Genomic DNA, 24,852 nt, shown 5'->3' with positions numbered 1-24,852 from the left:
CAAGGTCTAAATTTAATCTACTAATTAGATAAATTTACAAGTATCCAAACTAAATTTAGCCTATCTATTACTATGCACCTCGCTCCAGACTACATTTTGAAATTTAAAGTCTGCCAGATGCTTTAGCCAAGCACTGGCTGATATAAATTTGCGCCAATATCTAAAGCTGCCCACTAAGACCAAATTTAAGTCATTCAAGCTCTGCCAACTCGCATAAATTTACAAATTTAGAGCAAGAAAGGACTAAATTTCATTAAATTTAGCTCATTTGTGCGGGTAAAGTAGCTATTCATGACAACGCCACTACAATCACGCAAGCAAATTCAATCAAGCCACAAATTTAAAATTTTAGCCACTACTAAAATTTGGATACAGAGATAGCCAAGTGAGTAAATTTGTCAGCTCTCAAAACCTAAATTTAACCATTTTGCAAATTAAAAAAAAGCAAATTCAGTCACCACAGCTAGTTGCTTTTTCACGGGCAAAATAGTCTTTGTAAAATGCAAACTACTCTATAAATTTCTCGTAACGACATCAGATCAGACAAATTTACTTACCAAGCATAAATTTACAAATTTAAAGCATCAAAAGCCCATTAATCTAAAAAACCAAAAATATTCTTTATAAATTTACAGCAGTTAAAACCCAAATTTGACTAAATTTAGCCAGCACCATTTGGCACAAACAGATAAATTTACAAATTAGATTATTAAATTTGGTTTTGGAGATTAAATTTCACTTGCTAGCCCTTTGGCTGGCACCAAAGGGATTTTGCTAGCAAATTTGGATTATAGTTTTGCTTTTCTTTTGCGCTCTGTTGGGTCTAGATAGCGCTTGCGAACGCGGATATTTATAGGTGTAACCTCAACTAGCTCGTCATCCTCGATCCACTCTAACGCGCGCTCAAGGCTTAGCTTTCTAGGTGGCACAAGCTTGATCGCATCGTCACTGCCGCTGGCACGCACGTTTGTTAGGTTTTTGCCCTTGATAGGATTTACATCAAGGTCGTTTGGACGGCTGTGCTCGCCGATGATCATGCCCACATAGACTTTTGCTTGCGGATCAAGAAATAGCACACCACGATCTTGCAAGTTAAATAGCGAATAAGCAAGCGTTACGCCGTTTTCCATAGAAACTAGCGCGCCGTTTGTTCTGTGCTCGACGGTACCGCTTAGTGGTCTAAACTCCAAAAAGCTGTGGTTCATAACGCCCTCGCCTTTTGTATCAGTCAAAAACTGGCTTCTAAAGCCGATAAGTCCGCGCGCTGGGATCTCAAATTCGATCCTTGTTTGGCCGTCGCCTGTTGGGTTCATAGAGACCATTTCAGCCTTTCTTTTGCCTAGTTTTTCTATGACTGTGCCTGTCGTATCATCAGGCGCATCGATCACTAAAAGCTCGTATGGCTCGCATTTTACGCCGTTTATCTCTTTTACGATAACCTCAGGTCTGCCAAGTAAAAACTCATAGCCCTCGCGGCGCATATTTTCAGCCAAGATGGTGATCTGAAGCTCGCCACGACCGCTTACTTTAAATTTGCCCTCGCCGATGTTTTCATACTTCATCGCGATATTTGTCTTCATCTCGTTTGCAAGGCGCTCATCGATCTTGTTTGATGTGACGTGTTTGCCCTCAGTGCCTGCTAGTGGGCCATCATTTACAGAAAATACAACGCTAAGGGTTGGTTCTTCGATATGGAGCGGATCAAGCGGATGTGGGTTGTTTGGATCAACGACGCTATCGCCAACATCAAGCGCGTCAAAGCCAGCGATCGCTACGATATCGCCAGTGCCAGCCTCGTTTATATCGATCCTATCAAGTCCCATAAAGCCGATAAGCTTTGAAATTCTACCAGTTGTCTTTGTGCCATCAGCTTTTGCAAGCATGACGTTTTGATTTTTAGCTATCTTGCCGTTAAAAATCCTCGCGATGCCGATCTTGCCGACGTAATTGTCATAATCAAGCGTGAAAACTTGAAGCTGAAGTGGGTTCTCGTCGCTGCCACTTGGAGCTGGTACGTGAGCTAGGATAGTCTCGAAAAGTGGCTGCATATCTTTGTTTTCATCGCTTAGTTTTAGCTTTGCGTAGCCATTTTTAGCAGCTGCATAAACGACTGGAAATTCTAGCTGCTCGTCATTTGCATCAAGTGCGACAAAAAGGTCAAAAATTTCATTTATAACGCGGTCTGGATCGCCTGCAGGCTTATCTATCTTATTTACGACGACGATTGGGCGAAGTCCAAGTGAGAGCGCCTTTTTGACGACAAATTTAGTTTGTGGCATAACGCCTTCCTGCGCATCAACAAGTAGTAAAACGCCATCAACCATCTTAAGAACACGCTCTACCTCGCCACCAAAGTCGGCGTGGCCTGGGGTGTCGATGATGTTGATCTTTGTATCTTTGTAGCGAATGGCAGTGTTTTTAGAAAGGATCGTGATGCCACGCTCTCTTTCGATGTCGTTGCTATCCATTACACGCTCGCCAAGGTTTTGATGCTCGTTAAATGTTCCTGACTGCTTCAAAAGCTCATCAACCATTGTTGTTTTACCGTGGTCGACGTGCGCGATAACGGCTATATTTCGTATCTTTTCCAAATGTTTCTCCGTTTATTAGTTTGATATTTTTCGCTTTATCAGTTTTAAAATAGGGGCAGATTATAGCCAAATTTTTATAAATTTTAAGCTGATATCAAGAAATTAATTTTTGGAATAGATTTTGCATGTAAGCGTTAAGTTTTTAAATTTAAAGGGATTAAATGCAAGCTTACACAGCGAAAAACAACGTAGATTTGCTAGCTCCTGCGGCTACTAAAAAGCCTACAGCTGCGAAGAAGTCTCAAAACAACGGCGAGTTTTTGTCGATGGTTTTGGATGCGGCTGCGAGCAAGGCAAACAGCGGTCAAAAGATCACCGAAAAGGATGTCAAAGAGATAGTAAAAACTGTTGATATCCAAAAAGAGACGATAGAAAAGGCGCAAAACGAAAGCGTGGCAAAAATTTCAGCCGCACTTGAAGAAAATTTGGACGAAGATACAAAAAATGAGCTCTATGAAAATGCAAATTTCATGCAGCTTTTGCAAGTTTTAGAAATTCTAAACGGCAATGAAAAAGTAAGTAAATTTCCAAATTTCAGCGACAAAATAGCAAATTTCTTAAGTGTGCCCCAAAACGTCGAAGAGCTTAGCAACGTTAAAAGCGTTAGCGATCTTATCGACCTTGCTAAGAAATTTGACCTTGGCCTTGAAAATATAGAAATTTCAAATGAAGATGTGCCAAAACTAAACGAGATGTTTAAAAATTTAGGCAAGCAAGAATTTTTCACACCGATAAAGACCGAGGATAAGCCTTTTTACCTAAAAGAGCTAAAAAACGAGGTCGAGCAAACTATCATCAAAAATGAGCCAAAAGAGGTCGTAAAGCTTGATACTTTGCTAAAAGAGGTGGTGGCAAATCCAACCAGCGAGGTTAAAAATTTAGTCAAAGAAGAGCCTAAAAAGCTAGATGATAATGAAGTAAAGCTTGATGATGAGATAGTGGATGTTGAGCCAGAGGAGCAGCCAAAAGAGCCAAAAGCAAAGGTAAATTTACACGAGCAAAAGGCGCAAAAAGCCCCAACTCTTGAGTCGCTACTCTTTCCAGAAAGAGAGCAGATGAGCGAGGCTGAGCCAAGCGAGGAGACCTTTAGCAGCGATAATAAATCAGAGCTAAATCAAATAGTAAAAGACATCGCAAACAGCGCTAAACACCAGCTTCAAACAAAGGCAGAGATAAAAGAGACGCTTAGCAACTTCTCTTCTACACTAAAAGAGCAGGTGCAAAACTACAAAGCGCCGATCACTCGCTTTAACATCACGCTCAATCCGCTAAATTTAGGCGAGGTCGAGATCACTATGGTAAATCGCGGCAATAATTTGCATGTAAATTTTAGCTCAACAACAGCTACGATGAACCTCTTTTTACAAAACCAAGCTGAGTTTAAAAACAGCCTTGTAAATATGGGATTTACCGAACTTGAGATGAATTTCTCAGACCAAAACCAAAGACAAGAAAAAAGAGAACAAGCAAAGAACAAATACAGCTCAAATCAAAGCGACGAGAGCGAAAACGCTCAAGCGGAACAAAGCTTGCTTGAGCTAGTAATACCAAGATATATTTAGGAGAGATTATGGCTTCAGTTTCAGATATAACTACACAAACAACGCAACAAAAAAATGCCGAGAAAAAGGCTAACTCTAGAATAGATGCGGCAAAAGGCACAGGCACAAACCCAAATTCACAGCTTGACAAAGATGCATTTATGAAGCTACTTTTAACCGAGCTTCAGCACCAAGACCCAACAAGCCCTATGGATACTGAAAAGATGCTAACGCAAACTAGCCAGCTAGCGTCAGTCGAGATGCAAGAAAATACAAACAAAGCGATGAAAGAGCTAGTAAATCAGCTAAAATCAAACGCAAATGCCTACGCTATCTCAGCCCTTGGCAAGATGGTCTCAACTGGCTCAAATGCAGTCACACTAACAGATGAGAAAAAAGATGCAAAATTTGCGCTTTACTTTAAGACAGACCTTGCAAATGGCAAAATCGAGGTCAAAAATGCAAATGGTCAAGTCGTAAGAACAACTGATCTAAATGAGACAAATGCAGGCGTTCATAACCTAGCTTGGGACGGCAAAGACGCATCTGGCAACCAAGTGCCAAATGGCTCATATACTATCTCAGCGACTTACACTGGCAAAGACGGCAAAGAGTATAAAACACAAGTAGGCAACTACCCAGTCGAGGCGGTGAAATTTGTAGATGGCAAGGCTATGATGAAGGTAGCTGGCGAATACGTTTCAATGGATAAAGTATCTGAATATTACGAGGGCTAAAAGCCATGATGAGAGGTTTTTACAACGGGGTTAGCGGTATCAAGACGCAAAGCTTTGGCATGGATGTTTGGTCAAACAACATCTCAAACATAAACAATGTCGGCTTCAAAGCTTCAATCCCTGAGTTTAAAAATTTAATCAACCAAAATCTAGTCTCAGCTGGCAGTGGCCCAACTAGCGATCAAGTGGGACTTGGAGCTACTAAGCAAACGACTGCACTTGACATGTCAAATGGTAGCTTTCAAAGCACTGATAACAACTTTGACCTTGCCATAGGCGGAGATGGCTTCTTTGGCGTTGTCGATAAAACAGGCAAAAACTACTACACAAGAACAGGCACTTTTGACATAGATGCGGCTGGAAATTTAGTAGATACTAGGGGAAATTTACTCCTTGGCACGCTTGCAAATTTCACTCCGACCACGCCAAGTGCGAGCGCTCTTAAAAAATATGGTCAAACCTCAAGCGCGCCACAAGCTTTTACCGTCTCGCAAGAGGAGCTAAGTCTGGGCGATCCTGGCTCGCAAAAGGGCATAACGCTGCCTCATTTTTTATTTATGCCAGCTGAGGCTACTACAAAGATCAGCCTAAAAGGCAACCTAAACTCAACCCGCATAACAGATAAAAAAACGACAGCGCTTGATGCTAGCCAATACGCCTACACGCTTGATAATACAAACAAAACGATCTCACTAAACGGACAGATCCCGCTAAGCACCACATCACTTGGCGCAAAAGCTGGCGACAGCGTGGTCGTAAAAGTAAAAGATGGCGATGGTAAATTTAGCGAGTTTTCTACCACTCTCGAGGGTGATGGCACTTGGCAGATAAACGACAAGAGCCTTAAATTTATGGATTTTGCAAATTTAGAGGTAAATGCTGAAGTCACCTCACTCGTTGAAGTGCCAAACAAAGAAAAACTAACCTCCGATATCTACAACGCAGACGGCACAAAGAGCTTGGTCACTATAAATTTAACCAAGCAGATCCCGCAAACTGGCGACCAGACTATCTGGGACGCGGTGGCAACGATAACTGACGCTAGCGGAGCCGTGCAAAATACCGCGATGGGCTCACTTACATTTAATGGCAGTGGCAGGCTTGTGGCAAATACGCTAACGAGCGTTGGCGGCGTAAATTTAAACTTCGAAGGCGACGGCGATGCGGACGTTTATAATGGCATGACAAGCTCAGCAAACGCTAGAAAAGACTTTAACATAAAAAGAGATGGCTACGCTGAGGGGCTTTTATCAAAATATAGCGTCGATGACCGTGGCAACATCATGGCAAATTTCGACAACACTCGTGCATTTCCTGTGGCAAAAGTGGCACTTTATCACTTTATAAATGACCAAGGCGTGGCAAAGGTTGGCGATAATCTCTATGAAGCCACAGCCAACTCTGGCGAGCCATTTTTCTACAAAAATAAAGCTGGCGAGACCGTTTATGGGGCGCAAATTTTAGCAAACAAGCTTGAGATGAGTAATGTCGATCTTGGTCAAGCACTAAGCGAGGTGATCGTCACGCAAAAGGCCTACGAAGCGAGCGCTAAAAGCATCACGACAAGCGACGAGATGATACAAACTGCTATCCAGATGAAGAAATAATCCTTAGAGTAAATTTGGGCGAGCAATCGCCCTTTAAATTTAATAATTTTAAATTTACTTTAGACCTTTCAAATCCCCTAAAATACTCACTTTTCTCTAAATATATCAATATAATTTTAAGCATGCTGGTTATAAAATTCATTTAATTTCTTTTTTTAAGGATTGTCAAATGAAAATGCTATTTTTAGCCCCAGTGCTAGCTTGTAGTCTTGCCTTCGGTGCTGATGTGATCGCAAAAGATGCAAACATAACACTTGATGGCAAGATGATCGGTAAGATCGAGGTTTTAACGCCAGTTGAAGTCTTAGAAAAAGGCGATAAAACGAGCAAGATCAAGGTTAGTGGTGTAGTGTCGGCAAACTACTTGGCTCAGCTTCAAAGAAGCGTAGAAGATCCTGAAGTCTTTGTAGCTTTTGATAACGAGAGCGAGGCAAATTTCAAAAAAGTAAAAGATCTTGAAGATGACTACGGAGAGGTTTGGTATCAAGCTAATGGCATTTATGAAGTGCCAAATGATGCGCTTGGTGGCAACCAAAAAGAGCTTTACGCAAAGGCTAAGAAAATTTACGAAGAGACCTGCTCAGCATGTCATAGGCTGCACGAGCCAAATAGCTTCACAGCTGCTCAGTGGCCAGCAAATTTATCTGGTATGGTCGATGCTAAATTTGTCGCACTAGATGAAACTGACCTAAATTTAGTGCTTAAATACCTACAACACAATGCCAAAAAAGTAAAATAAATTTTCATAAGGGAGAAAATATGAAAAGACGAGATTTTATAAAATTTTCTGCACTTGCTGCCACAGCAGCGCAAGCAAGCAAGATAGAGGGCGTGAGCAAGACCATTTTTGACCAAAACAAAACCTTTGGCGCAAATAGATTTGGGCTATTTTGGGCAAATACCAACTCAAACCAAATCGTCTCCGTCGATCCATTTGAGGGCGATAAATTCCCAAATACCATGAACAACAGCTTGCCAGACCTCATCCAAAACGAAAGCCGCGTGCTCTATCCATACGTAAGAAAGAGCTACCTAAAGGCAAAAGGCGCAGCAAAGAGCGAGCTTCGTGGCAAAGAGGAATTTGTGCGTGTTAGCTGGGAGACAGCCCTTGATCTAGCAGCAAAAGCCTTAAAAGAAAATTTCGACAAATATGGCCCTGAGAGCATCTACGGCGAGTGCTACTGGTGGGGCGGCAGCGGTAAGATCAGCTGGGGCAGGACTGTTGGTCACAGGATGCTAAAAGTGCTTGGCGGATACGTCGAAGAGAGTGGCGACTACTCAACTGGAGCTGGCCTTGTCATCATGCCTCACGTCCTAGGCAACAGCGCCGTTTATGACGCTCCGACAAAGTGGGAGGCCATCGCTAAAAATGCTAAAAACGTTGTATTTTGGGGCACTGACCCGCTTGTAACTGGTCAAATTTCATGGCAACCACCAACACATGATGGCTATCTTGGCATCAAAAAGATAAAAGAGGCAGGCATAAAAACTTATAGCGTTTGCGTCTTTAAAAACGACACCACAAGATACCTTGACTCTGAAGCTATCATCGTTCGTCCAAATACCGACGTAGCAATGATGCTTGGCATGTGCCACTATCTATATGAAAATAAGCTTTATGACGAAGAATTTATCAAAAAATACACAGTTGGCTTTAATAAATTTAAAGACTACCTACTTGGCACAACCGACAAAGTGGTCAAAGATATCAACTGGGCAAGCAAAATTTGTGGCGTAAAAGCCGAAGATATCGCTAAATTTGCAACAGCGCTTGCAAAAGAGCCAAGCGTCATCATCGCAGGCAGATCACTTCAAAGACAAGATCACGGCGAGATGGGCTTTTGGGGCATCGTAACACTTAGCGCGATGCTAGGTCAGATAGGCAAAGAGGGTCTTGGGTTTGAGTTTAACCTCTACTACGCAAATGGCGCTACAGACAAGATCGCTCCGTCATTAAAAGGCATCAGCACCAGCATAAGCGAGAAATACGACAACGTAGATGGCGCTCCTTGGAAGAAATTTAAAAACGTCACCATCCCATCGTCAAGATCGATCGAGGCTTTGCAAAACCCTGGCAAAGAGATAGACTATGACGGCTCAAAGATCAAGCTACCACACATGAGAGTGGCTTACATGGCGTCTGGATCGATGTTTACAAGACATCAAGACGTAAATAACGCCGTAAAAGCGTGGCGTAAATTTGACACCGTAATAACCGCTGAGCCATTTTGGACAAGCACAGCAAAACTAAGCGACATCGTCTTGCCAGTAGCCCTTGAAGTCGAGAGAAACGACATCAACCAAAGCGTGCCGACAAACGAGTACATCGTAGCTTACAAGCCTGTCGTAGAGCCTATGGGCGAGAGCAGGAGTGATTACTGGATCTGCTCACAAATCTGCAAACGCTGGGGCAGAGAAGAGGTCTTTACAGAGGGCAAAGATGAGCTTGGCTGGGCGAAAGAATTTTACGCAGATGCAGCCGAGCAAGCTAAAGGCATAAATGTCAAGATGCCAAGCTTTGATGAGTTTTGGAAAGAGGGATATGTTAGATTTGAGCAAGATGACGAAGCGAGCAGATACTACACAAGACTTAGCGCTTTTAGAGAAAATCCTCACAAAAATCGCCTAGGCACGCCATCTGGCAAGATAGAGCTCTACTCTCCAACTATCGCTAAATTTGGCTACAAAGACTTTGCGCCACACGTTGCTTGGATCGAGCCGTTTGAGTGGCTTGGCAGCGAAAAAGCTAAGAAGTATCCATTTAGCGTCACAACCCCACACTCAAGATACCGCCTCCACTCACAGCTAAATAACTCCGTGATCAGAAACTACGCTGAAGTATGCGCTAGAGAGCCAATGCTAATAAACGTAAATGACGCCAAAGCAAAAGGCATAGCAACTGGCGACGTGGTGAGAGTATTTAACGACAGGGGCGAAATTTTGGTCGGCGCGCTTGTCACTGACATCATCCCAGAGCACGTCATCGCCATCTGCGAAGGCGCATGGTACGACCCTGAAGTGCTAGGCGAAAAGAGCCTTTGCAAGCATGGCTGCGTCAATGTCCTAACTCGCGACAAAGGCACATCTAGCATCGCTCAAAGCAACTGCGGACACACGATCCTTGTAAATTTAGAAAAATACAAAGGCGAGATCAAACCGATCACTGCGTTTTCTAAACCAAAAATTTTGCAATCTTTGTAGAATTTATAAATTTAGCCCTCACTTGGGGGCTAAATTTGACGTATATGTGCTGCTTTAAATCTGCAAATAGCTAAAGTTTCAACCACAATAAATTTCTAGCTTCTAAAAACAAAAATATTTAAACAAGCTACTTGCTGAGCAAATTTCTCGGGCAGTTCAAATTTAGTTATCACTTTGGCTAATAAATTTGGTAGCAAGAATTTAAATCCAAGCCCGAAGCGACTTAAATTTGATCGTAAATTTCTAGATTATTTGATTTTGTAGTTAAATTTGGTGGGAAAATATCAGCACAACTACCACCACAAAAGAAATATACTTTTCTAATAGCTTAAATTTATTGCTTCTATTGCAAATTTCATCTCTTTTACTCTTTAAGTATCTCGGTTTTCTAAATTTAAGCCACAATTTTTTTGTGTTTTGAAGCTCTAAAGTTAAATTTACCAACAGCGCCTCGCCTACAACCAATATCGCAGCGTTGCCAAATATACACGAGATTATTGCTTGCAAATGGTTCAAAAATTTAATTGTTAATTTGAAATTTTGAGTCTATAAATTTGATGCGGATCATTTAATAAATGGATATTCTTACCGAATTCACAAAATAAATTTGATAAATTCAAATGAAAATCAAGTTTTTTTGAAGTTTTAAAGATGGATTTTAAAAAGATGGTGCGGATGAGAGGACTTGAACCTCCACGCCGTGGGGCACCAGATCCTAAGTCTGGCGTGTCTGCCAATTTCACCACATCCGCACAACAATAATAAGTGGTACGCCCATCAGGATTCGAACCTGAGGCCTACGGCTTAGAAGGCCGTTGCTCTATCCAGCTGAGCTATGAGCGCATAAAGTCTTTCAAGTGGCGCGCCCGATAGGAGTCGAACCCATAACCTACAGATCCGAAGTCTGTCGCTCTATCCAATTGAGCTACGAGCGCCCAAAATGGGGTGAGTGATGGGAATCGAACCCACGACCCTCAGGACCACAATCTGATGCTCTAACCGACTGAGCTACACTCACCGTTTAACATGGTCGGGGTGAAAGGATTCGAACCTTCGGCCCTCTGGTCCCAAACCAGATGCGCTAACCAGACTGCGCTACACCCCGCCTGAGTCGTGTTTGTAAGTTTATGCCACTACCTCATTAAAAAGTCGCATTGTATCTAAAAATGTTATTGTTGTCAAGAAAAAATTAGTTTTGGACTTTATTTTTATAAAATTTCAAGAATTAAGTGTAAATTTCAGACTTTAAAGCTTTTGATAAAAATATCTAGCTAAAAGACGATGCGAGCAGCGCTAAAGCTGATATGAGCTGGTAATGCTCCTTGTGCTGGCCTTATCATAGTCTGGCTAAAGCGCTTAAATTCTGGAGCTTCCCAAAGTTTTTTGCATAGGCCTTGCTCGCTGATATCTACTCCTAAGCAGCTTTGGTCTGCAGCAAAGAATTTTAATGAAATGCACTTTTCGTTTTTAGCAAAAAAGCCAAGATCACCAGAGCTACCCACGACCCCAGCATTTGTCATCTCTTTAAATTTAACTTTATTATTCGCAGTATCAAGGGCTAGTTTGCCTTGTGATATATAGTAGGCATTTATCTCTTCGATAGCCGTTCTAATCTCCGCCATAGTCTTTACTAAGACCGCATCATCTCTTGTAGCGCTGATCCTTGGGATAGCGACCGCGGCTAATATGCCGATGACAACTATAATGAGAATTAGTTCGATCATAGTAAAAGCTTTTTTCATTACTTCATCCTTGAAATTTGAAGTTGCGAGATTATAGCTAGAATTTTTATAAATGAAAGATAAATTTTGAAATTAAGTTAAAGAAGAGTGGCAAGGAATTTCCTTGCCAAAAAGCTAACGAGCTTAAATTATTCGTATTTTACGCCCATGCCGCCAAATTTAAGTGTATTTGCTGTTTTGTTATCATTGCTTTCAATGATTGTTTTTATGTTCTTTAGACCCGGTAAAGCCCAAACATCTTTACAAAGACCATTTGTTGCATCTATAGTAGCGGATATTTCACCTTTAGCATTGTCTGGTGTACCTATAGTTAGACAATTGTTTGTTTTTGCTTTAACAGGACTTGCAACATTTGACATTTTGCTAACATCGGTGTTAAAACTACCTTGTGAAGTATAGTAAGAGCCTAGGTCAGAAACAAGCGTTTGTATATTTGTAGCAGTTTTAGCTATCTCTGCATCATCCCTTGTTGCAGCTAGTCTTGGTATAGCGACTGCGGCTAATATGCCTAAAATCACGATCACGAAGATCAACTCGATCATTGTAAAACCTTTTTTCATGGTTCCTCCTTGAAATTTGTGTAATTTTTCGCGGATTATACAACATTTTTTTCAAAAGACAAATAAAAACTAAATTTTTTACAATTTAGCCGATTTGGTAGTTATGAAAAAGAATTCCGCTATAATGACGCTCAAGAATATGGAGATTTTATGAAAAAAGTTTTATTTTGGATGGTAGTATCTTTTTGTATTTTGAGCGCAAATTCATCATTTGAGCCAGTGCTTTCATCAAAATATGACGAAAAACAAGCCTACATCGGCAAGAAACTCTTTTTTGACAAAAGGCTAAGCACCACTGAAAACTACTCATGCGAAACTTGCCACAACTTATACTGGAATTTAAGTGGCACAAACTCATCTTACACCAGCCAAAAGGGCGTTATAAACCCACCTAGCGTGCTAAATTCGGCTTTAAATTTTCTATTTTTTACTGATGGTAGAGTAAGAAGCTTAAAAGATCAAGTAAAAGAGTCGATAAATTCTAGAAATGAGCTAAATTCAAACAAAGATGAGATAGTAAAAAAGGTAAAAAGCATAGGCGAGTATGGGATTTTGTTTAATGATGCATACGATGATGGTATAAACTACGAAAATATAGTAGATGCTTTGGTGGAATTTGAAAAGGCGGTTTTGAGCATTGATTCGCCATTTGATGAGTATCTAGCTGGCAATGATGACTCCATAAATAATGAAGCAAAAAAGGGCTTTGAGCTCTTTAATAAAATAGGCTGTGTGGCATGCCACAATGGTAGAAATTTGGGTGGAAATTTGATGCAAAACGTGGGCTTAAAAGATGCAGGTGAGAGCAGACGCCTCATGCGCGTGCCTTCGCTTAGAAATGTAGCAAGAACGGCTCCATATCTAAGCAGTGGCGAAATGAGCGATCTAAAAGAGGTCATAGGCTTTGTGAGCTATCATCAGCTGATCCACACACTAAGTAGCGAAGAGCTGGAGCAAATTTATAAATTTTTGCAAACACTAAATGGACGCAGACCTAGGATACTAAATGAATAAAAGACAAGCAAATATCATCTTAATCGTCCTAGCGATCGTCTTTTTCTTTAGCTCAGCTTACATCTATATGGCAAATAGAGCAGTTACTGCTGTTAGTAAATTTAACGATACGATCTTAAGCCTTATCTTGCTAGATAACGAGCTAAGCTTTAGCTTAGAAAATAACGTACTTCGCTTAAACTACGACGATGTAAATAAAAATTTAAGAAGTTTTGATCAAAATTTAACCAAGCTTGATGAGCTAAACGCGATCATACAGGTCTTTTACCAAGAGAAAAATGCCAGAACTTTAAAGGTCATAAACGACGACTTTTTAAAAAAACAAAGGCTTGTAGATAGGTCAAACTACGCTAGCTCGTCAATGGCTGCTTATATCTTATCAGGTGAGTTTGAAATAGCATCAGAGAAGAAGCTAGATGCGCTTAATGTGATATTTCACGCGATAAAAAGCTCAGCCCTAATCAGCCCCGAAACGCTAAATCAAACAAAAGAGCAGATAGAAAAGTATAAAGATACTTACAAAAACGACACAAAAGCGATCTTGGTGCTAAATAAGGCAACTTACGCGCTTGAATTTGCAAAAAACCTAAGTGCCGTAGCTCAAGACTCTGTTGATCTAAAACTTGGAGAAACACTAAGAAAATTTAGAGATGATACCCTAGCCTCTTACAAAATAATGATACGAAATATAGTAATAATGCAAGTGCTTTGCTTTATTAGTTTTGTGTTATTTTGCGCTTTAACTTTTTATCAAGCAAGGGTACTAGCTAAGCAGTTAAAACAGATAAAACTACTAAAAACGACAGTGGATGCAGGACATAGCTCGATAGTCTTTTGCGACAATGACAATAAAATTTTATATGTAAATAAAACTTTTGAGTCAAAAACTGGCTATAAACTAAAAGATGTTGTCGGCAAAAGTCCTAAAATTTTAAAATCAAATATGCACCCAGAGAGCTTTTACGCTGAGATAAGAAATGCTATAAATAAGCACATCTCATGGGAGAGCGAGGAGCTCATAAGCAGGACAAAAAGCGGCAAGCTACTTTATGAGAAGGTGCGTTTTGCGCCATTTTTCTTTGAGGGCAAGCTAGAAGGCTACATGGCTATAAAGCTTGATAGGACAAAAGAGCTTAGCATGCTCAAAGAGCTAACTCAAAAAAATGAGCAGATAAAAATTCAATCCTCAATCGACAAGCTAACTGGTTTTGGCAACTACTTTGCCCTAACTGAGATGATAGAAGCGAAAAAAGATGGAATTTTGATCAGCATAAGCATCAAAAACTATAAGATGCTAAGATTTTTCTACCAAAACAAGGTCATCGAAGCCATGCTAAAAGCGGTGGCAAATACGCTAAAACTCTGCGTTGATACCTACTCTATAAATGCTGAGCTATTTAGATTTCAAGATGATGCGTTTTACATCTGGTATCAAGGCGATGACATCGTTAGAGATATCGGCTTTATAAAAGAGTATTTTAACTTTAGCAGGATGAATATCGAGATAGATGGTAAATTTGAAAATCTACCTGGCATCAAGATAACTCTTGGTGTATCTTTATCAAATGACACGCCGCAAACAAACCGCCTAATGCAGTCAATCCTAGCCAATCAACAAGCAAGCGATAGCGGCAACGAGATCTACTACTACCTAGAAAACGATGCGATCGAGATGAGATACTACAAAAACCAACTCATAACCGAACTCATCGAGTACGCCCTAGAAAACGACAAGGTGATAGTCGAGTGTCAGGGAATTTTTAACGTGCATGAAAATGAGACAGAGGCAAAATACTACGAAGTTTTGGTGCGCATAGTCGATCAAAACGGCAAGATCCGCTACCCAGGCGAGTTTTTAGAGATCGCGATGAAAACGCAACTTTATCTTCAGATAACAAAAAAAGTGATCGCCCTAGCCTTTGATCTAGTTAAAAAATATCCAGACTATACATTTTCTATCAACCTTTCAAGCTCGGATCTAACTGATCCAGGTGTTAGAGAAATTTTAGATGAAAAGCTAGAGAGCTGCCCAGATCCTAGTAGAGTTTGCTTTGAGATGCTAGAGAGCGAAGAGCTTAGCGACTACGGCATGGCAAATGAATTTATAAAAAGAGCTAAGAAATATGGATGTAAAATCTCAATCGACGACTTTGGCTCTGGCTACTCTAACTACTACCGAATTTTAGAGCTTGATATCGATAACATCAAGATAGATGGCTCGATCATCAAAAAGCTACCAACCGATGAAAACGCAAGAGTTTTGGTTGAGACTATCGTGAGCTTTGCTAGAAGACAAGGCTATAAGATCGTGGCTGAGTTTGTGAGCAATGAAGAAATTTTAGAGTACATAAAGAAATTTGGAATTTCGTATGCGCAGGGATTTTTACTAGGCAAGCCACATCAGATGTAAATTTAAGCAGTTAATTTAGAGCCTATTAAAGGGCTAAATTTAACTGCTTTTTGCTTTTATGCTCGCGCAAAACCTCTTTTTTAAATTTTGCTAGACGTGAAATTTGATCTCTTTTTACAAAACGAAAATTTAAGAATTTGTTTTTAGAAAGCTTGAAATTTGGATTAACTAGATTTTAAAGCTTATGTGGATAAGATTTTGTCTTTTAGAAGTGGTGACCCATACGAGACTCGAACTCGTGTTACCGCCGTGAAAGGGCGATGTCCTAACCGCTAGACGAATGGGCCACGGTCGGTTATGAAGTTGGGATTATATTACTTTTTAACTTAAATTTACATAAAAGGACAAATCGTTGAAGAAATTTTCACTTGTTGTATTATCTGCTCTCATTTTTTCAGGCTGTGTTGCGACTAAAACACCGCAAAGCTCGCAAGCTTTTCAGGTCACTTTATTTTCTCCGATGATAAAGATAAATGATGTTGGATTTTTTCACATTTATAAAAATGATCTAAATTTGCAAATTTATAGCTCTGGCGTAAATACTGCAAATATCAACATAAAGGACAAAATTTGCGTAAATAGCGCTTGTTTTAAAAAGACTGAATTTAACGAGAAATTTTTTCTAGCGCCGCATTATGAGAGCCTTTTTGAAGAGATTTTGCAAAGGCAAAAAATTTATGACGGCAAAGGTCTAAGCACCACAGAGTGCGGCTTTAGACAAGATCTAAGTTCTTATTTTATAAAATACGAAGTTTGCGATAACTACGTCAAATTTGTAGATAGCAAAAATAAAATAAAAGTGATAATAAAAGAGTTAAAATGAGATATATCGGAGCTCACGTAAGTGCGGCTGGAGGCGTCTTTAACGCGCCGCTAAATGCTGCAAAAATAGGAGCAAATGCCTTTGCGCTTTTTACAAAAAACCAGCGTCAATGGAGCGCAAAAGAGCTAAGCGAGGGCGAGATAGAGCAGTTTAAAGCAAATTTAAAGGCCTCTGGCATAAGCGCTGATCACGTCTTGCCACACGCAAGCTACCTCATAAATTTAGGCCATCCAGAAAAAGAGGCAAGAGCTAAATCCCTTGAAGCCTTTATCGATGAGATAGAGCGAGCTAGCCAGCTTGGACTAAAGCTTTTAAATTTCCACCCAGGCTCGCACCTAAAGCAAATAAGCCAAAATGAGTGCCTAGATAACATCGCTAGTTGCATAAATGAAGCGCTAAAACGAACAAGTGGCGTAAAGCTTGTCATCGAAAACACAGCCGCACAAGGCTCAAATTTAGGCTTTGACTTTGCGCAGCTGGCGTATTTGATCGAGCGAGTTGATGATGAGAGCAGAGTTGGCGTTTGCATCGATACTTGCCACGCATTTGCCGCTGGATACGATCTAAGAAGCAAAGAGGCTTACGCTAAGACGATGGGCGAATTTGACGCGATCATCGGCTATAAATTTCTATCTGGCATGCACCTAAATGACGCTAAATTTGGGCTTGGCTCAAAAAAAGACAGACACGAGAGCCTTGGCAAGGGTGAGCTTGGGCTTGGCGCTTTTGAAAATATAATAAATGATGATAAAATAGGCGAAATTCCCTTGATTTTAGAGACGATTGACGAGAGCATTTGGGAAGATGAGATCAAAATTTTAAGAAACCTAGAAAAGGAAAAGCTATGAAAAGAGTGCTTTTAAGCATTGTTGCGACGTGTTCTTTATTAAATGCTGGGGGTTATAAGGTCCCTGAGCAAAGTGCTGACTCTTTAGGGCTTGCTGCTAGTAACGTAGCCTTTAGTTTTGGGGCTGATGCAGCTTATTTTAACCCTGCAAATATGATGTTTTTAGACGGGCTTCACCATTTTGAAAGCACGCTTGGTTGGTTTCATATAAATTCCATCGACTTTAAAAGCGATGATGGCAAGAGCTACAGCTCAAAGAAATTTGACTCGCTAGCTGGCACATTTAGCTTTGTAACGCCAGAAATTTATGAAAACTGGAGATTTGGACTAGCCCTTGCCGTGCCTGCTGCTGTTGGCATCTCGTGGGAGGATCCAGAGACAGCTTTTACTGGCAAGAGGTTTAAACTACAAGTTGTCGAGCTAAATCCAACCGTAGCTTACCGCATAAATGATAAACTTGCCATTGCTCTGGGCGCTAGGGGCATTTATAGCAAAGGCAAGATAGCAAGTGACTTTGGACGTTTTGGCTACAGAGAGATACAAGGCGATGGTATAAACTACGGCTACAACGTCGCTCTTACATATAGACCTATCGAGGAGCTTAGCTTTGCAGTGACTTACCGCTCGAAGGTAAATTTAGAGCTTAAAGGTAGTGCTGATGCTGATTTTAACGGGGCTCTAGCACCTATAAGCTATCATGGCAAAACAAGAGTTGAGATCCCTTTGCCTGCTCAGCTAGTGCTTGCGACTGGATATAAATTTAGCGACTTTACCCTTTTGCTAGCTTTCGAGAGGACTTACTGGTCTAAATTTAAAGATTATGACTTTGAATATGATGACAAGACGGCAGCTCATTCACACCCTATTCTAGGTAGATCCTTTAAGGCATTTATGGACGATCCAGTTGTCAAAAATGCAAAAGATACAAACACATATAGGATAGGTCTTGCCTACGATGTAAATGAAAAACTTAGGCTAATGGCTGGCTTTTCATACGATGAGGATATAACTAGCAGCGAGCACACTGGCTTAGAGCTTCCAAACACCACCTCTCAGGCATATTCGTTTGGGGCAAACTATAAATTTACGCCAAATTTAGAGCTAGGACTAGGCTATCTCTATCAGCACCGAGACAAAAAACGTGCGACAGATATAAAAACTGGCACTGGCTCAATGTCTGGCGAATTTGACGCAAGTAGCGTCCAGATAGCTGCAATGACATTTAAATACTCTTTCTAGGGCTAAAAATGCAATACTCTTATAATAATTTTTATGAAATTTTGACCAAAGTAGCAAAGCAGAGTCCAAACCAGATAGCGATCTTTGATGAAAAAGAGAAGCTAAAATACCACGAACTAAAGCAAAACGTCGATAAAGTGGCGGCTTACTTGCAGCTTTGTGGAGTAAATTTTGGCGACAAAGTGGCTATGGCGGTGGCAAATTCGAAAGAATTTATCATCTCATACCTTGCTATCATAGCTATCGGTGCGGTGGCAGTGCCGATGAACACCTTTTTAAAGACAAATGAGTTTGAGTATATATTAAACGACTGCGGGGCAAGGGTGCTCTTTGCCTCCAGCTCGCTTGCAAAGGAGCTAATCGCACTTAGCGAGCTTGAAATTTTAAGAAAGATCATCTGGATCGGTCAAACACCAAAAAAACTTCAAAGTGCCTCAAAAGACGACTATGTAAGCGTTGATGAGGAGTATGGAGAAAGCGCTTATCTATCTTCAACTCCACAAATTTCAAAAGAGGATATGAGCAAGGGCTATGAAAATAACGGCGTTGTAAAAAATGTAAATTTCAGCGAAGCGCTCAATCACAAATACACCCTAAGCATCACAAAATACCCTAAAATAGACGATCTCATGCACATCATCTACACCTCAGGCACCACAGGCAAGCCAAAGGGTGCGATGATAAGCTATAAAAATATCTTCTCAAACGTCATCGGCGCGCACGAGCGTTTTAAGGTTAAAAAAAGCGATAGATTTATCGTATTTTTACCGATGTTTCATAGCTTTACGCTCACAGCGATGGTGCTTTTACCGATATATGCGGGCGCTTCGATGGTGCTTGTAAGATCGGTCTTTCCATTTTCAAACGTGCTAAAGCAGACGCTGCTTAAAAGAGTCACTGTATTTTTGGGTATCCCAGCCATATATACAGCCATCGGCAAGGCAAAAATTCCTTGGTATTTTAGATGGTTTAACCGCATAAGGTTATTTGTAAGTGGTGCTGCTCCGCTTGCTAAGCAAACGATCGATGATTTTAGAGTGAAATTCCCGCGCGCGACGCTCGTTGAAGGATACGGCCTTAGCGAATGCTCGCCAGTCGTAGCGGCAAATTTATTTGACAAGCAAAAGCTTCTAAGCGTAGGCCCCGCACTAAATGGCTATGAGGTCAAGATCGTAGATGATGAGATGATGGAGCTTCCACTCGGCCAGATCGGCGAGATCATCGTAAAAGGCGACTGCGTCATGCAAGGCTACTACGGCATGCCAGGTGTGACTGATGAGACCATCATAAATGGCTGGCTAAAGACTGGGGACCTTGGCAAGATCGATGAAGAGGGCTTTATCTACATCGTTGATCGCAAAAAAGACCTCATCATATCAAAGGGCATAAATATCTATCCACGCGAGATCGAAGAGGTCATTTATAAGCTCGAAGCAGTCGAGGCGACCGCGGTAATCGGCGTAAAAGACGTGCACGCAGACGAAGAGGTCGTCGCTTTCATACAGGTAAAAGATGGCATGGATCTTGATGAAAAGACTGTTAGAGAGCATCTAAAGAAAAATTTAGCAAATTTCAAAATTCCAAAAAGCATTTATTTTGCCGAGGAGCTGCCTAGAAACGCGACTGGTAAGGTGCTAAAACGCGTGCTAAAAGAGCAGATAAAGGATAAAATTTAGTGAAGTATTTGCTTGATTTTCTAAACCAAGACCTCAAAAAAAGTAAAATTTACGAGCTTATAAAATGTGGTGATGAAGAGGGAGAAATTTTAAAATACCTAAGCAAAGCCTACGTGCAAGGCACGGCTAGTATGAGCGTTTTTGAGCTACTTGGAGCTGTCTTTGGCACGCAAAACGACAAGCAACTTTTATACCTTAAATTTATAAAAAATTTGCTGGGTAGCGGCTGGATAGTGCAAAACTATAGCCTCTTTAAAATGCCAGAGAACTCGCAAAAAAGCTCTAACCAAGGGCTACTCTCGCTACTTCACTCTGAAATTTCACTCTCTAGCACATTTTTAAAGATCCTTGAAGATGGCAACGCTGATATAAATTTACCAGAGCTTGCGCCTTATGAAGATCATTTGGAGTATTTAAAAGATCAGTTTTTAAAGATAGAGCTTTACTCTAAGGCTGCGATCTTTGAAGGTGGCTCAAATGACGCCAAAAAGCGCATAAACGAGCAAATTTCTGAGCTTACAAAGCGCATAAATGAGCGTGTAAAACTAAGCAAGATCAGCCTAAAAATAGAGCAAATTTTTAAAGAAAATTCGCTTGATGAAAAAGAGCAGATCATATTTTTAGCCCTTTTAAAAGAGGAGTACGCGGGCGACTTTGAAAACGGCCGCGACCTAAACACGCTAGTTGGGCTAATAAGCAAAGATGAGCTTGAACGCATCAAAAATCGCACTCTTTTAGAGGATGGCTCAAAGCTCATCGAGGGCGCACTAATCGACTACGACGAGGTTTTAAACGCTTATGGCAACGTAAGCAAGAGCTTTTTTATAAACGAAGAAATTTTGCAAAGCATAATGCACCCAAAAAATGACAAAAACAGCAAGAAAATAAAGATCGAAAGCCTAGTAAAAGAGCAAGAAATTTTTGAGCTCATTGAGCCAGTAACTAGCCTAGAAGACGTCGTGCTAAACGAAAAGACAAAGCAGCTTTTAAGCACGATACTAAAGCAAGTCGATAAAAAAGTGCTCGCTAGACTTAGCAGCTGGGGCATAAAAACTAGAAAAAATATAGACGCTAAGATCATCTTTTACGGCGAGCCTGGCACTGGCAAGACCATGAGCGCCGTTGGACTTGCAAAGAGCCTAAAGAAGCAAATTTTAAGCTTTGACTGCTCAAAAATTTTAAGCAAATATGTCGGCGAGAGCGAGCAAAATGTAAGGAAAATTTTTGATACTTACAAAGAAATTTGCAAAAAAAGTGGCAGCGAGCCGGTGCTTTTGCTAAATGAGGCTGATCAGTTTTTAAGCACGAGAGTGGAGAGCTCGAGTGGGGCTGAAAAGATGCATAATCAAATGCAAAATATCTTTTTAGAGCAGATCGAGCGCTTTGAGGGCGTGCTGATCGCCACGACAAATTTCTTGCAAAGCCTTGATGTGGCGTTTTCTAGGAGGTTTGACTATAAGATCGAGTTTAAAAAGCCTGATTATAACGGCAGGCTCGCCATTTGGCGTAAAATTTTGCCTGAAAATGCGAGCTTTGAAGATGGCTTTAGCGTTGAAAGGCTGGCTGAGTTTAACCTAAGTGGCGCACAGATCGTCCTTGCGCTAAAAAATACCGCTTTAAAAGTGGCTATAAAAGATGATGGGATCTTTACCTTTGAGGACTTCAAAACCACGATAGAGCGCGAGCTAAACTCAAGCTTTGGCGAGGATAAAAAGATGGGATTTGGCTATTAGCTTTTTCCTTAATTTATAAATTTGACTTTACGCTACAAAAAATCACTGACTTTTATAAGAAATTTGCTTTACTCAATAAAAATTTAGACGAGTTTCGCTGCTAAAATCACGGAAAACGCGAGTTAAATTTAAACTTTGGTGATAAGAAGTGCAGATGATTGCCGAGAGTGTGAAATTTTATTTTATACGGAGCATGCCCCTAAAAGCGATAGGGAAAGTGGGCTAAATTCGAGCTTTGATGAGAATGAAAGATAAATTTTGCTCTTAGATTTTTAAAGTATCTTGCAGGTTTTACGTCACCACAAAGACAAAATGCGGATATCAAAATTTGCTTTTATCTATTAAATTTACAAGAAGCCTACCACTAAAATTTATAGAAAATGCGAAACAAATTTGATCTTTGGCGTAATTCTCTTACGCTTTTTTAAATATACGCTTTGCATCACAAGACAAAGTCTAAAACATCGGTACTTGCCAAAACTAAACTAGAATTTTTACAATTAAATTTTGGCAAAAGCTACGATAGGATAGACACTCACCCATAGGCTTTTTGCATAAATTTAACTCGCTCACTTGCTTTAAATTTTGAAATTTATCCGCTCTGCAACTCCCGTTTAGGCGGATAAATTTTTACATAAGCTGTTTTATCTATTGCGGACTTTTTATATTATCGACGATTGCTGATCTAAGTGTGAAATTTTGTTTTTTTATTAAATTTAAACTCAAAACTACAGCTTGGCAGATGCCAACTTATAGGCACTAGCATAAATTTACTACCCTAGCCTTTGCAAAATGGTAATTTTTATTTATCCACTATGCCTTAAACATCAAGCGTGCAAAGCACATATCTCTAGTTGCGTATGTTTTTGCATTAAATTTTGTTTTTATCTATGCAAATTTGCAAAAACCACAAGCAAGACAAATCCCACTCGCAACCGCCTAATGTAAATTTAGCTCGCCACTTCAAATTTACTACCGCATTTTTTATTAAAAAGCCAAAAATTTTAAATTTTATCCGCCGTGTGAAGCGTGGGCGTGACTGCTTTTTATAACGTTTTATCTTTTTTTCTAACACAAAAGTCGCCCACTTCACGAAATTTAACCCCAAAAAACCCAGTAAATTTCAAACACGCTTCCGCGACTTTTATAACATCACTTTTCGCACCAAAAAATGCAAAATTTACCGGTCTTTTTAATAATAAATTTAAAAGGCTATGAAATTTTAGTAGTCAAATTTATAGAGAAATTTACTGATTGATCTTATCAAGCAGCTCTTCGACCTCTTCAAGCGCAAAGGCCTCTTCTGAGCTTTGTTTTAAGAAGCTCTCCATAAATTCTTTCTTCGAGATCGCAAGGTCAAGCTCCTTGTCGCTACCCTTTTGATATGCGCCGATGCGAAGTAGGACCTCATTTTCTTTTAAAAGCGAGTAGAGGCGCTTAAATTTCATCGCATTTAGCTTGTGTTCTTTGCCGATCACGTCGCCCATGACACGCGAGGCCGAGTTTTGGATATTGATAGGTGGGTAGATGCCAAAGTCCGTTAGCTCGCGGCTTAGCACGATGTGGCCGTCTAGGATAGAGCGGCTTTGGTCGGCTATCGGGTCGCTCATATCATCGCCCTCGACTAGCACGGTGAAAAACGCCGTGATACTGCCCTTGCCCTCCTCTTTGCCGGCGCGCTCCATTAGCTGTGGCAAGAGTGTGAGCGAGCTTGGCGGATAGCCCTTTGAGGTCGGTGGCTCGCCAAGCGCAAGGCCGATCTCACGCTGCGCCATCGCAAAACGCGTCACGCTATCCATGATAAAAAGCACGTCGTTGCCCTGCTGTTTGAAGTATTCAGCCACGCTCATCGCACAAAATGCGCCGTATTTTCGCATGAGCGAGCTATCGTCACTGGTCGCTACGATGATGACCGTGCCCTCTAGGTCGCCACCTAGGTTTTTTTCGATAAATTCAGGCACCTCACGGCCACGCTCGCCTATTAGCGCGACTACTTTTATGGGAGCTAGCGTATTTTTTACGATCATGCCCATGAGGGTTGATTTGCCCACACCTGAACCTGCAAAAATCCCCAACTTTTGCCCTTTACCGCAAGTAAGTAGCCCATCTATCGTCTTTATCCCAACGCTAAAAGGCTCGTTTATAAGTCCCCTTTTCATCGCATCTATCGGCGCTCTCATGATCGGCATATATTCAGTTGTATCGATCGCCCCTTTGCCGTCAATTGGCTTCATAAATGGATCAACCACGCGACCAAGTAAATTTGGCCCCACTGGTATGCTCATGCCCTGATCACTCTCATAGACAAAGTCGCCTATCCTAAAGCCCTCGACAAAGCCAAATGGGCTGATATAAGCGCCATCTGTCTTTATCTGAGTGACCATGCCAAGGCCATTTTTGCTCTTGTCTTTTGCTACTATGCGCACGATGTCGCCGATACTTGGGCGAAGTCCGGTGATCTCTATCGTAGTAGCTGTGATCTTTGTGATGACGCCGAAGGTATTTGAGAGCTTCATGCCCTCTTTAAGCCTTGAATTTATACGCTCTAAACTCAAAAATGCGTTTCCCTAGGCGAATTTATCAGCGAGAAAAACTCTCGCCTTGTGTCTGCGTTTTTGATAAAGCAGCCTCTAAGTGCAGAGGTTGTAGTAGTCGAGTTTATCTTCTCCACACCCCTCATCTCAACGCACATATGCCTAGCCTCGACGACTACTCCAACGCCTTTTGGAGCGATAACGTCCTCAAGTGCCTTTGCGATCTGCTCTGTCATCTGCTCTTGAATTTGCAAGCGTCTGGCGTAGATATTTACCATGCGTGGAATTTTACTAAGACCAACAACCTTGCCATTTGGGATGTATGCCACATGCACGCGGCCGATAATAGGCAACAAATGGTGCTCACAAAGGCTGTAAAACTCGATGTTTCGCATTAAAACCATTTCGTTATTTGAGCTGGTAAATAGCGCGTCACCAAGGACTTCTTTTGGGTCTTGATCATATCCGCTAGTTAGAAATTTAAAAGCTTTATAAACGCGCTCAGGAGTTTTAACAAGTCCCTCTCTGTTTGGATCTTCGCCGATGATAGTTAGCATATTTTTAACTGAATTTTCAAAACTCTCTTGCATAAATTTT

At 40.9% G+C, this 24,852-nt stretch carries 17 protein-coding genes and 6 tRNA genes; 12 read left to right on the top strand and 11 right to left on the bottom strand.

Going from position 1 to position 24,852, the window contains the following annotated elements; all coding sequences use genetic code 11:
- Positions 1-788: 788 nt before the first annotated feature.
- On the bottom strand, positions 789-2,591 hold the full coding sequence (typA, locus tag CVS81_RS05100) for a translational GTPase TypA (protein WP_004317297.1): 1,803 nt from the start codon (positions 2,589-2,591) through the stop codon (positions 789-791).
- A 161-nt stretch (positions 2,592-2,752) separates the two neighbouring features.
- Between typA and CVS81_RS05095 the strand changes: the two genes are divergently transcribed.
- The 5 genes from CVS81_RS05095 to CVS81_RS05075 all read left to right on the top strand — a co-directional run bounded on the left by CVS81_RS05095 (position 2,753) and on the right by CVS81_RS05075 (position 9,677).
- On the top strand, positions 2,753-4,153 hold the full coding sequence (locus tag CVS81_RS05095) for a flagellar hook-length control protein FliK (RefSeq protein ID WP_107965294.1): 1,401 nt from the start codon (positions 2,753-2,755) through the stop codon (positions 4,151-4,153).
- Positions 4,154-4,161: 8 nt separating this feature from the next.
- A complete protein-coding gene (locus CVS81_RS05090; RefSeq protein WP_012001036.1) occupies positions 4,162-4,869 on the top strand; it encodes a flagellar basal body rod modification protein in 708 nt (235 codons plus the stop codon).
- An 8-nt stretch (positions 4,870-4,877) separates the two neighbouring features.
- Positions 4,878-6,476, top strand: coding sequence for a flagellar hook-basal body complex protein (locus CVS81_RS05085; protein ID WP_199907157.1), 1,599 nt, complete (start codon positions 4,878-4,880; stop codon positions 6,474-6,476).
- Positions 6,477-6,645: 169 nt separating this feature from the next.
- Positions 6,646-7,215: a membrane protein gene (locus tag CVS81_RS05080; RefSeq protein WP_012001035.1), complete on the top strand. Its 570-nt coding sequence runs from the start codon at positions 6,646-6,648 to the stop codon at positions 7,213-7,215.
- 20 nt (positions 7,216-7,235) lie between these two features.
- On the top strand, positions 7,236-9,677 hold the full coding sequence (locus tag CVS81_RS05075) for a molybdopterin-dependent oxidoreductase (RefSeq protein WP_107965292.1): 2,442 nt from the start codon (positions 7,236-7,238) through the stop codon (positions 9,675-9,677).
- 667 nt (positions 9,678-10,344) lie between these two features.
- Here CVS81_RS05075 and CVS81_RS05065 read toward each other — a convergent pair.
- The 7 genes from CVS81_RS05065 to CVS81_RS05035 all read right to left on the bottom strand — a co-directional run bounded on the left by CVS81_RS05065 (position 10,345) and on the right by CVS81_RS05035 (position 11,979).
- A tRNA-Leu gene (locus CVS81_RS05065) sits at positions 10,345-10,429 on the bottom strand.
- Positions 10,430-10,443: 14 nt separating this feature from the next.
- Positions 10,444-10,520 (bottom strand) — tRNA-Arg (locus tag CVS81_RS05060).
- A 15-nt stretch (positions 10,521-10,535) separates the two neighbouring features.
- A tRNA-Arg gene (locus CVS81_RS05055) sits at positions 10,536-10,612 on the bottom strand.
- Between the two features lie 6 nt (positions 10,613-10,618).
- A tRNA-His gene (locus tag CVS81_RS05050) sits at positions 10,619-10,695 on the bottom strand.
- Between the two features lie 9 nt (positions 10,696-10,704).
- Positions 10,705-10,782 (bottom strand) — tRNA-Pro (locus tag CVS81_RS05045).
- 166 nt (positions 10,783-10,948) lie between these two features.
- Positions 10,949-11,419: a prepilin-type cleavage/methylation domain-containing protein gene (locus tag CVS81_RS05040; RefSeq protein ID WP_107965291.1), complete on the bottom strand. Its 471-nt coding sequence runs from the start codon at positions 11,417-11,419 to the stop codon at positions 10,949-10,951.
- 128 nt (positions 11,420-11,547) lie between these two features.
- The gene (locus tag CVS81_RS05035) at positions 11,548-11,979 is read right to left on the bottom strand and encodes a type II secretion system protein (protein ID WP_107965290.1); all 432 of its coding nucleotides are present in this window, start codon (positions 11,977-11,979) and stop codon (positions 11,548-11,550) included.
- Between the two features lie 150 nt (positions 11,980-12,129).
- On the opposite strand from CVS81_RS05035, the gene CVS81_RS05030 reads away from it, so the two are divergent.
- The gene (locus CVS81_RS05030) at positions 12,130-12,993 is read left to right on the top strand and encodes a cytochrome-c peroxidase (protein ID WP_107965289.1); all 864 of its coding nucleotides are present in this window, start codon (positions 12,130-12,132) and stop codon (positions 12,991-12,993) included.
- Complete coding sequence (locus CVS81_RS05025) at positions 12,986-15,403, top strand: GGDEF domain-containing phosphodiesterase (RefSeq protein ID WP_107965288.1); 2,418 nt, start codon at positions 12,986-12,988, stop codon at positions 15,401-15,403. The genes CVS81_RS05030 and CVS81_RS05025 overlap by 8 nt, the downstream gene beginning before the upstream one ends.
- A gap of 212 nt (positions 15,404-15,615) precedes the next feature.
- On the opposite strand, the gene CVS81_RS05020 is transcribed toward CVS81_RS05025, so the two are convergent.
- Positions 15,616-15,690, bottom strand: a tRNA-Glu gene (locus tag CVS81_RS05020).
- Between the two features lie 65 nt (positions 15,691-15,755).
- Between CVS81_RS05020 and CVS81_RS05015 the strand changes: the two genes are divergently transcribed.
- The 5 genes from CVS81_RS05015 to CVS81_RS04995 are packed head-to-tail and all read left to right on the top strand — an operon-like array spanning position 15,756 to position 21,721.
- Positions 15,756-16,226, top strand: a complete 471-nt coding sequence (locus tag CVS81_RS05015) for a hypothetical protein (RefSeq protein WP_107965287.1) — start codon at positions 15,756-15,758, stop codon at positions 16,224-16,226.
- A complete protein-coding gene (nfo, locus tag CVS81_RS05010) occupies positions 16,223-17,074 on the top strand; it encodes a deoxyribonuclease IV (protein WP_103574122.1) in 852 nt (283 codons plus the stop codon). Before CVS81_RS05015 ends, nfo begins: the two co-directional genes overlap by 4 nt.
- Positions 17,071-18,312, top strand: a complete 1,242-nt coding sequence (locus CVS81_RS05005) for an OmpP1/FadL family transporter (RefSeq protein WP_107965286.1) — start codon at positions 17,071-17,073, stop codon at positions 18,310-18,312. Before nfo ends, CVS81_RS05005 begins: the two co-directional genes overlap by 4 nt.
- Positions 18,313-18,320: 8 nt before the next feature.
- The gene (locus tag CVS81_RS05000; RefSeq protein ID WP_107965285.1) at positions 18,321-19,988 is read left to right on the top strand and encodes a fatty acid--CoA ligase; all 1,668 of its coding nucleotides are present in this window, start codon (positions 18,321-18,323) and stop codon (positions 19,986-19,988) included.
- On the top strand, positions 19,988-21,721 hold the full coding sequence (locus CVS81_RS04995; RefSeq protein WP_107965284.1) for an AAA family ATPase: 1,734 nt from the start codon (positions 19,988-19,990) through the stop codon (positions 21,719-21,721). Before CVS81_RS05000 ends, CVS81_RS04995 begins: the two co-directional genes overlap by 1 nt.
- 1,247 nt (positions 21,722-22,968) lie before the next feature.
- Here CVS81_RS04995 and fliI read toward each other — a convergent pair.
- Together fliI and folE are read right to left on the bottom strand one after the other, a co-directional pair.
- Positions 22,969-24,276: a flagellar protein export ATPase FliI gene (gene fliI / locus CVS81_RS04990; RefSeq protein WP_103580368.1), complete on the bottom strand. Its 1,308-nt coding sequence runs from the start codon at positions 24,274-24,276 to the stop codon at positions 22,969-22,971.
- Entirely contained in the window at positions 24,273-24,845 is a 573-nt protein-coding gene (gene folE / locus CVS81_RS04985; protein WP_021088841.1) for a GTP cyclohydrolase I FolE, read from the bottom strand. The genes fliI and folE overlap by 4 nt, the downstream gene beginning before the upstream one ends.
- Positions 24,846-24,852: the final 7 nt, after the last annotated feature.

The sequence above is a fragment of the Campylobacter concisus genome (assembly GCF_003049065.1).
GTDB classification, from domain to species: domain Bacteria; phylum Campylobacterota; class Campylobacteria; order Campylobacterales; family Campylobacteraceae; genus Campylobacter_A; species Campylobacter_A concisus_BE.
This window is presented reverse-complemented; position numbering and strand designations above follow the sequence as displayed.

Bases quoted from the DNA above. Each gene is read 5' to 3' on its own strand.
- CVS81_RS05080 (WP_012001035.1), top strand. From the start codon at position 6,646: ATGAAAATGCTATTTTTAGCCCCAGTGCTAGCTTGTAGTCTTGCCTTC.
- CVS81_RS05005 (WP_107965286.1), top strand. From the start codon at position 17,071: ATGAAAAGAGTGCTTTTAAGCATTGTTGCGACGTGTTCTTTATTAAAT.
- CVS81_RS05085 (WP_199907157.1), top strand. From the start codon at position 4,878: ATGAGAGGTTTTTACAACGGGGTTAGCGGTATCAAGACGCAAAGCTTT.
- CVS81_RS05030 (WP_107965289.1), top strand. From the start codon at position 12,130: ATGAAAAAAGTTTTATTTTGGATGGTAGTATCTTTTTGTATTTTGAGC.
- CVS81_RS05000 (WP_107965285.1), top strand. From the start codon at position 18,321: ATGCAATACTCTTATAATAATTTTTATGAAATTTTGACCAAAGTAGCA.
- CVS81_RS05075 (WP_107965292.1), top strand. From the start codon at position 7,236: ATGAAAAGACGAGATTTTATAAAATTTTCTGCACTTGCTGCCACAGCA.
- CVS81_RS05090 (WP_012001036.1), top strand. From the start codon at position 4,162: ATGGCTTCAGTTTCAGATATAACTACACAAACAACGCAACAAAAAAAT.
- CVS81_RS05025 (WP_107965288.1), top strand. From the start codon at position 12,986: ATGAATAAAAGACAAGCAAATATCATCTTAATCGTCCTAGCGATCGTC.
- CVS81_RS05040 (WP_107965291.1), bottom strand. From the start codon at position 11,419: ATGAAAAAAGCTTTTACTATGATCGAACTAATTCTCATTATAGTTGTC.
- CVS81_RS05095 (WP_107965294.1), top strand. From the start codon at position 2,753: ATGCAAGCTTACACAGCGAAAAACAACGTAGATTTGCTAGCTCCTGCG.
- CVS81_RS05035 (WP_107965290.1), bottom strand. From the start codon at position 11,979: ATGAAAAAAGGTTTTACAATGATCGAGTTGATCTTCGTGATCGTGATT.
- nfo (WP_103574122.1), top strand. From the start codon at position 16,223: ATGAGATATATCGGAGCTCACGTAAGTGCGGCTGGAGGCGTCTTTAAC.
- folE (WP_021088841.1), bottom strand. From the start codon at position 24,845: ATGCAAGAGAGTTTTGAAAATTCAGTTAAAAATATGCTAACTATCATC.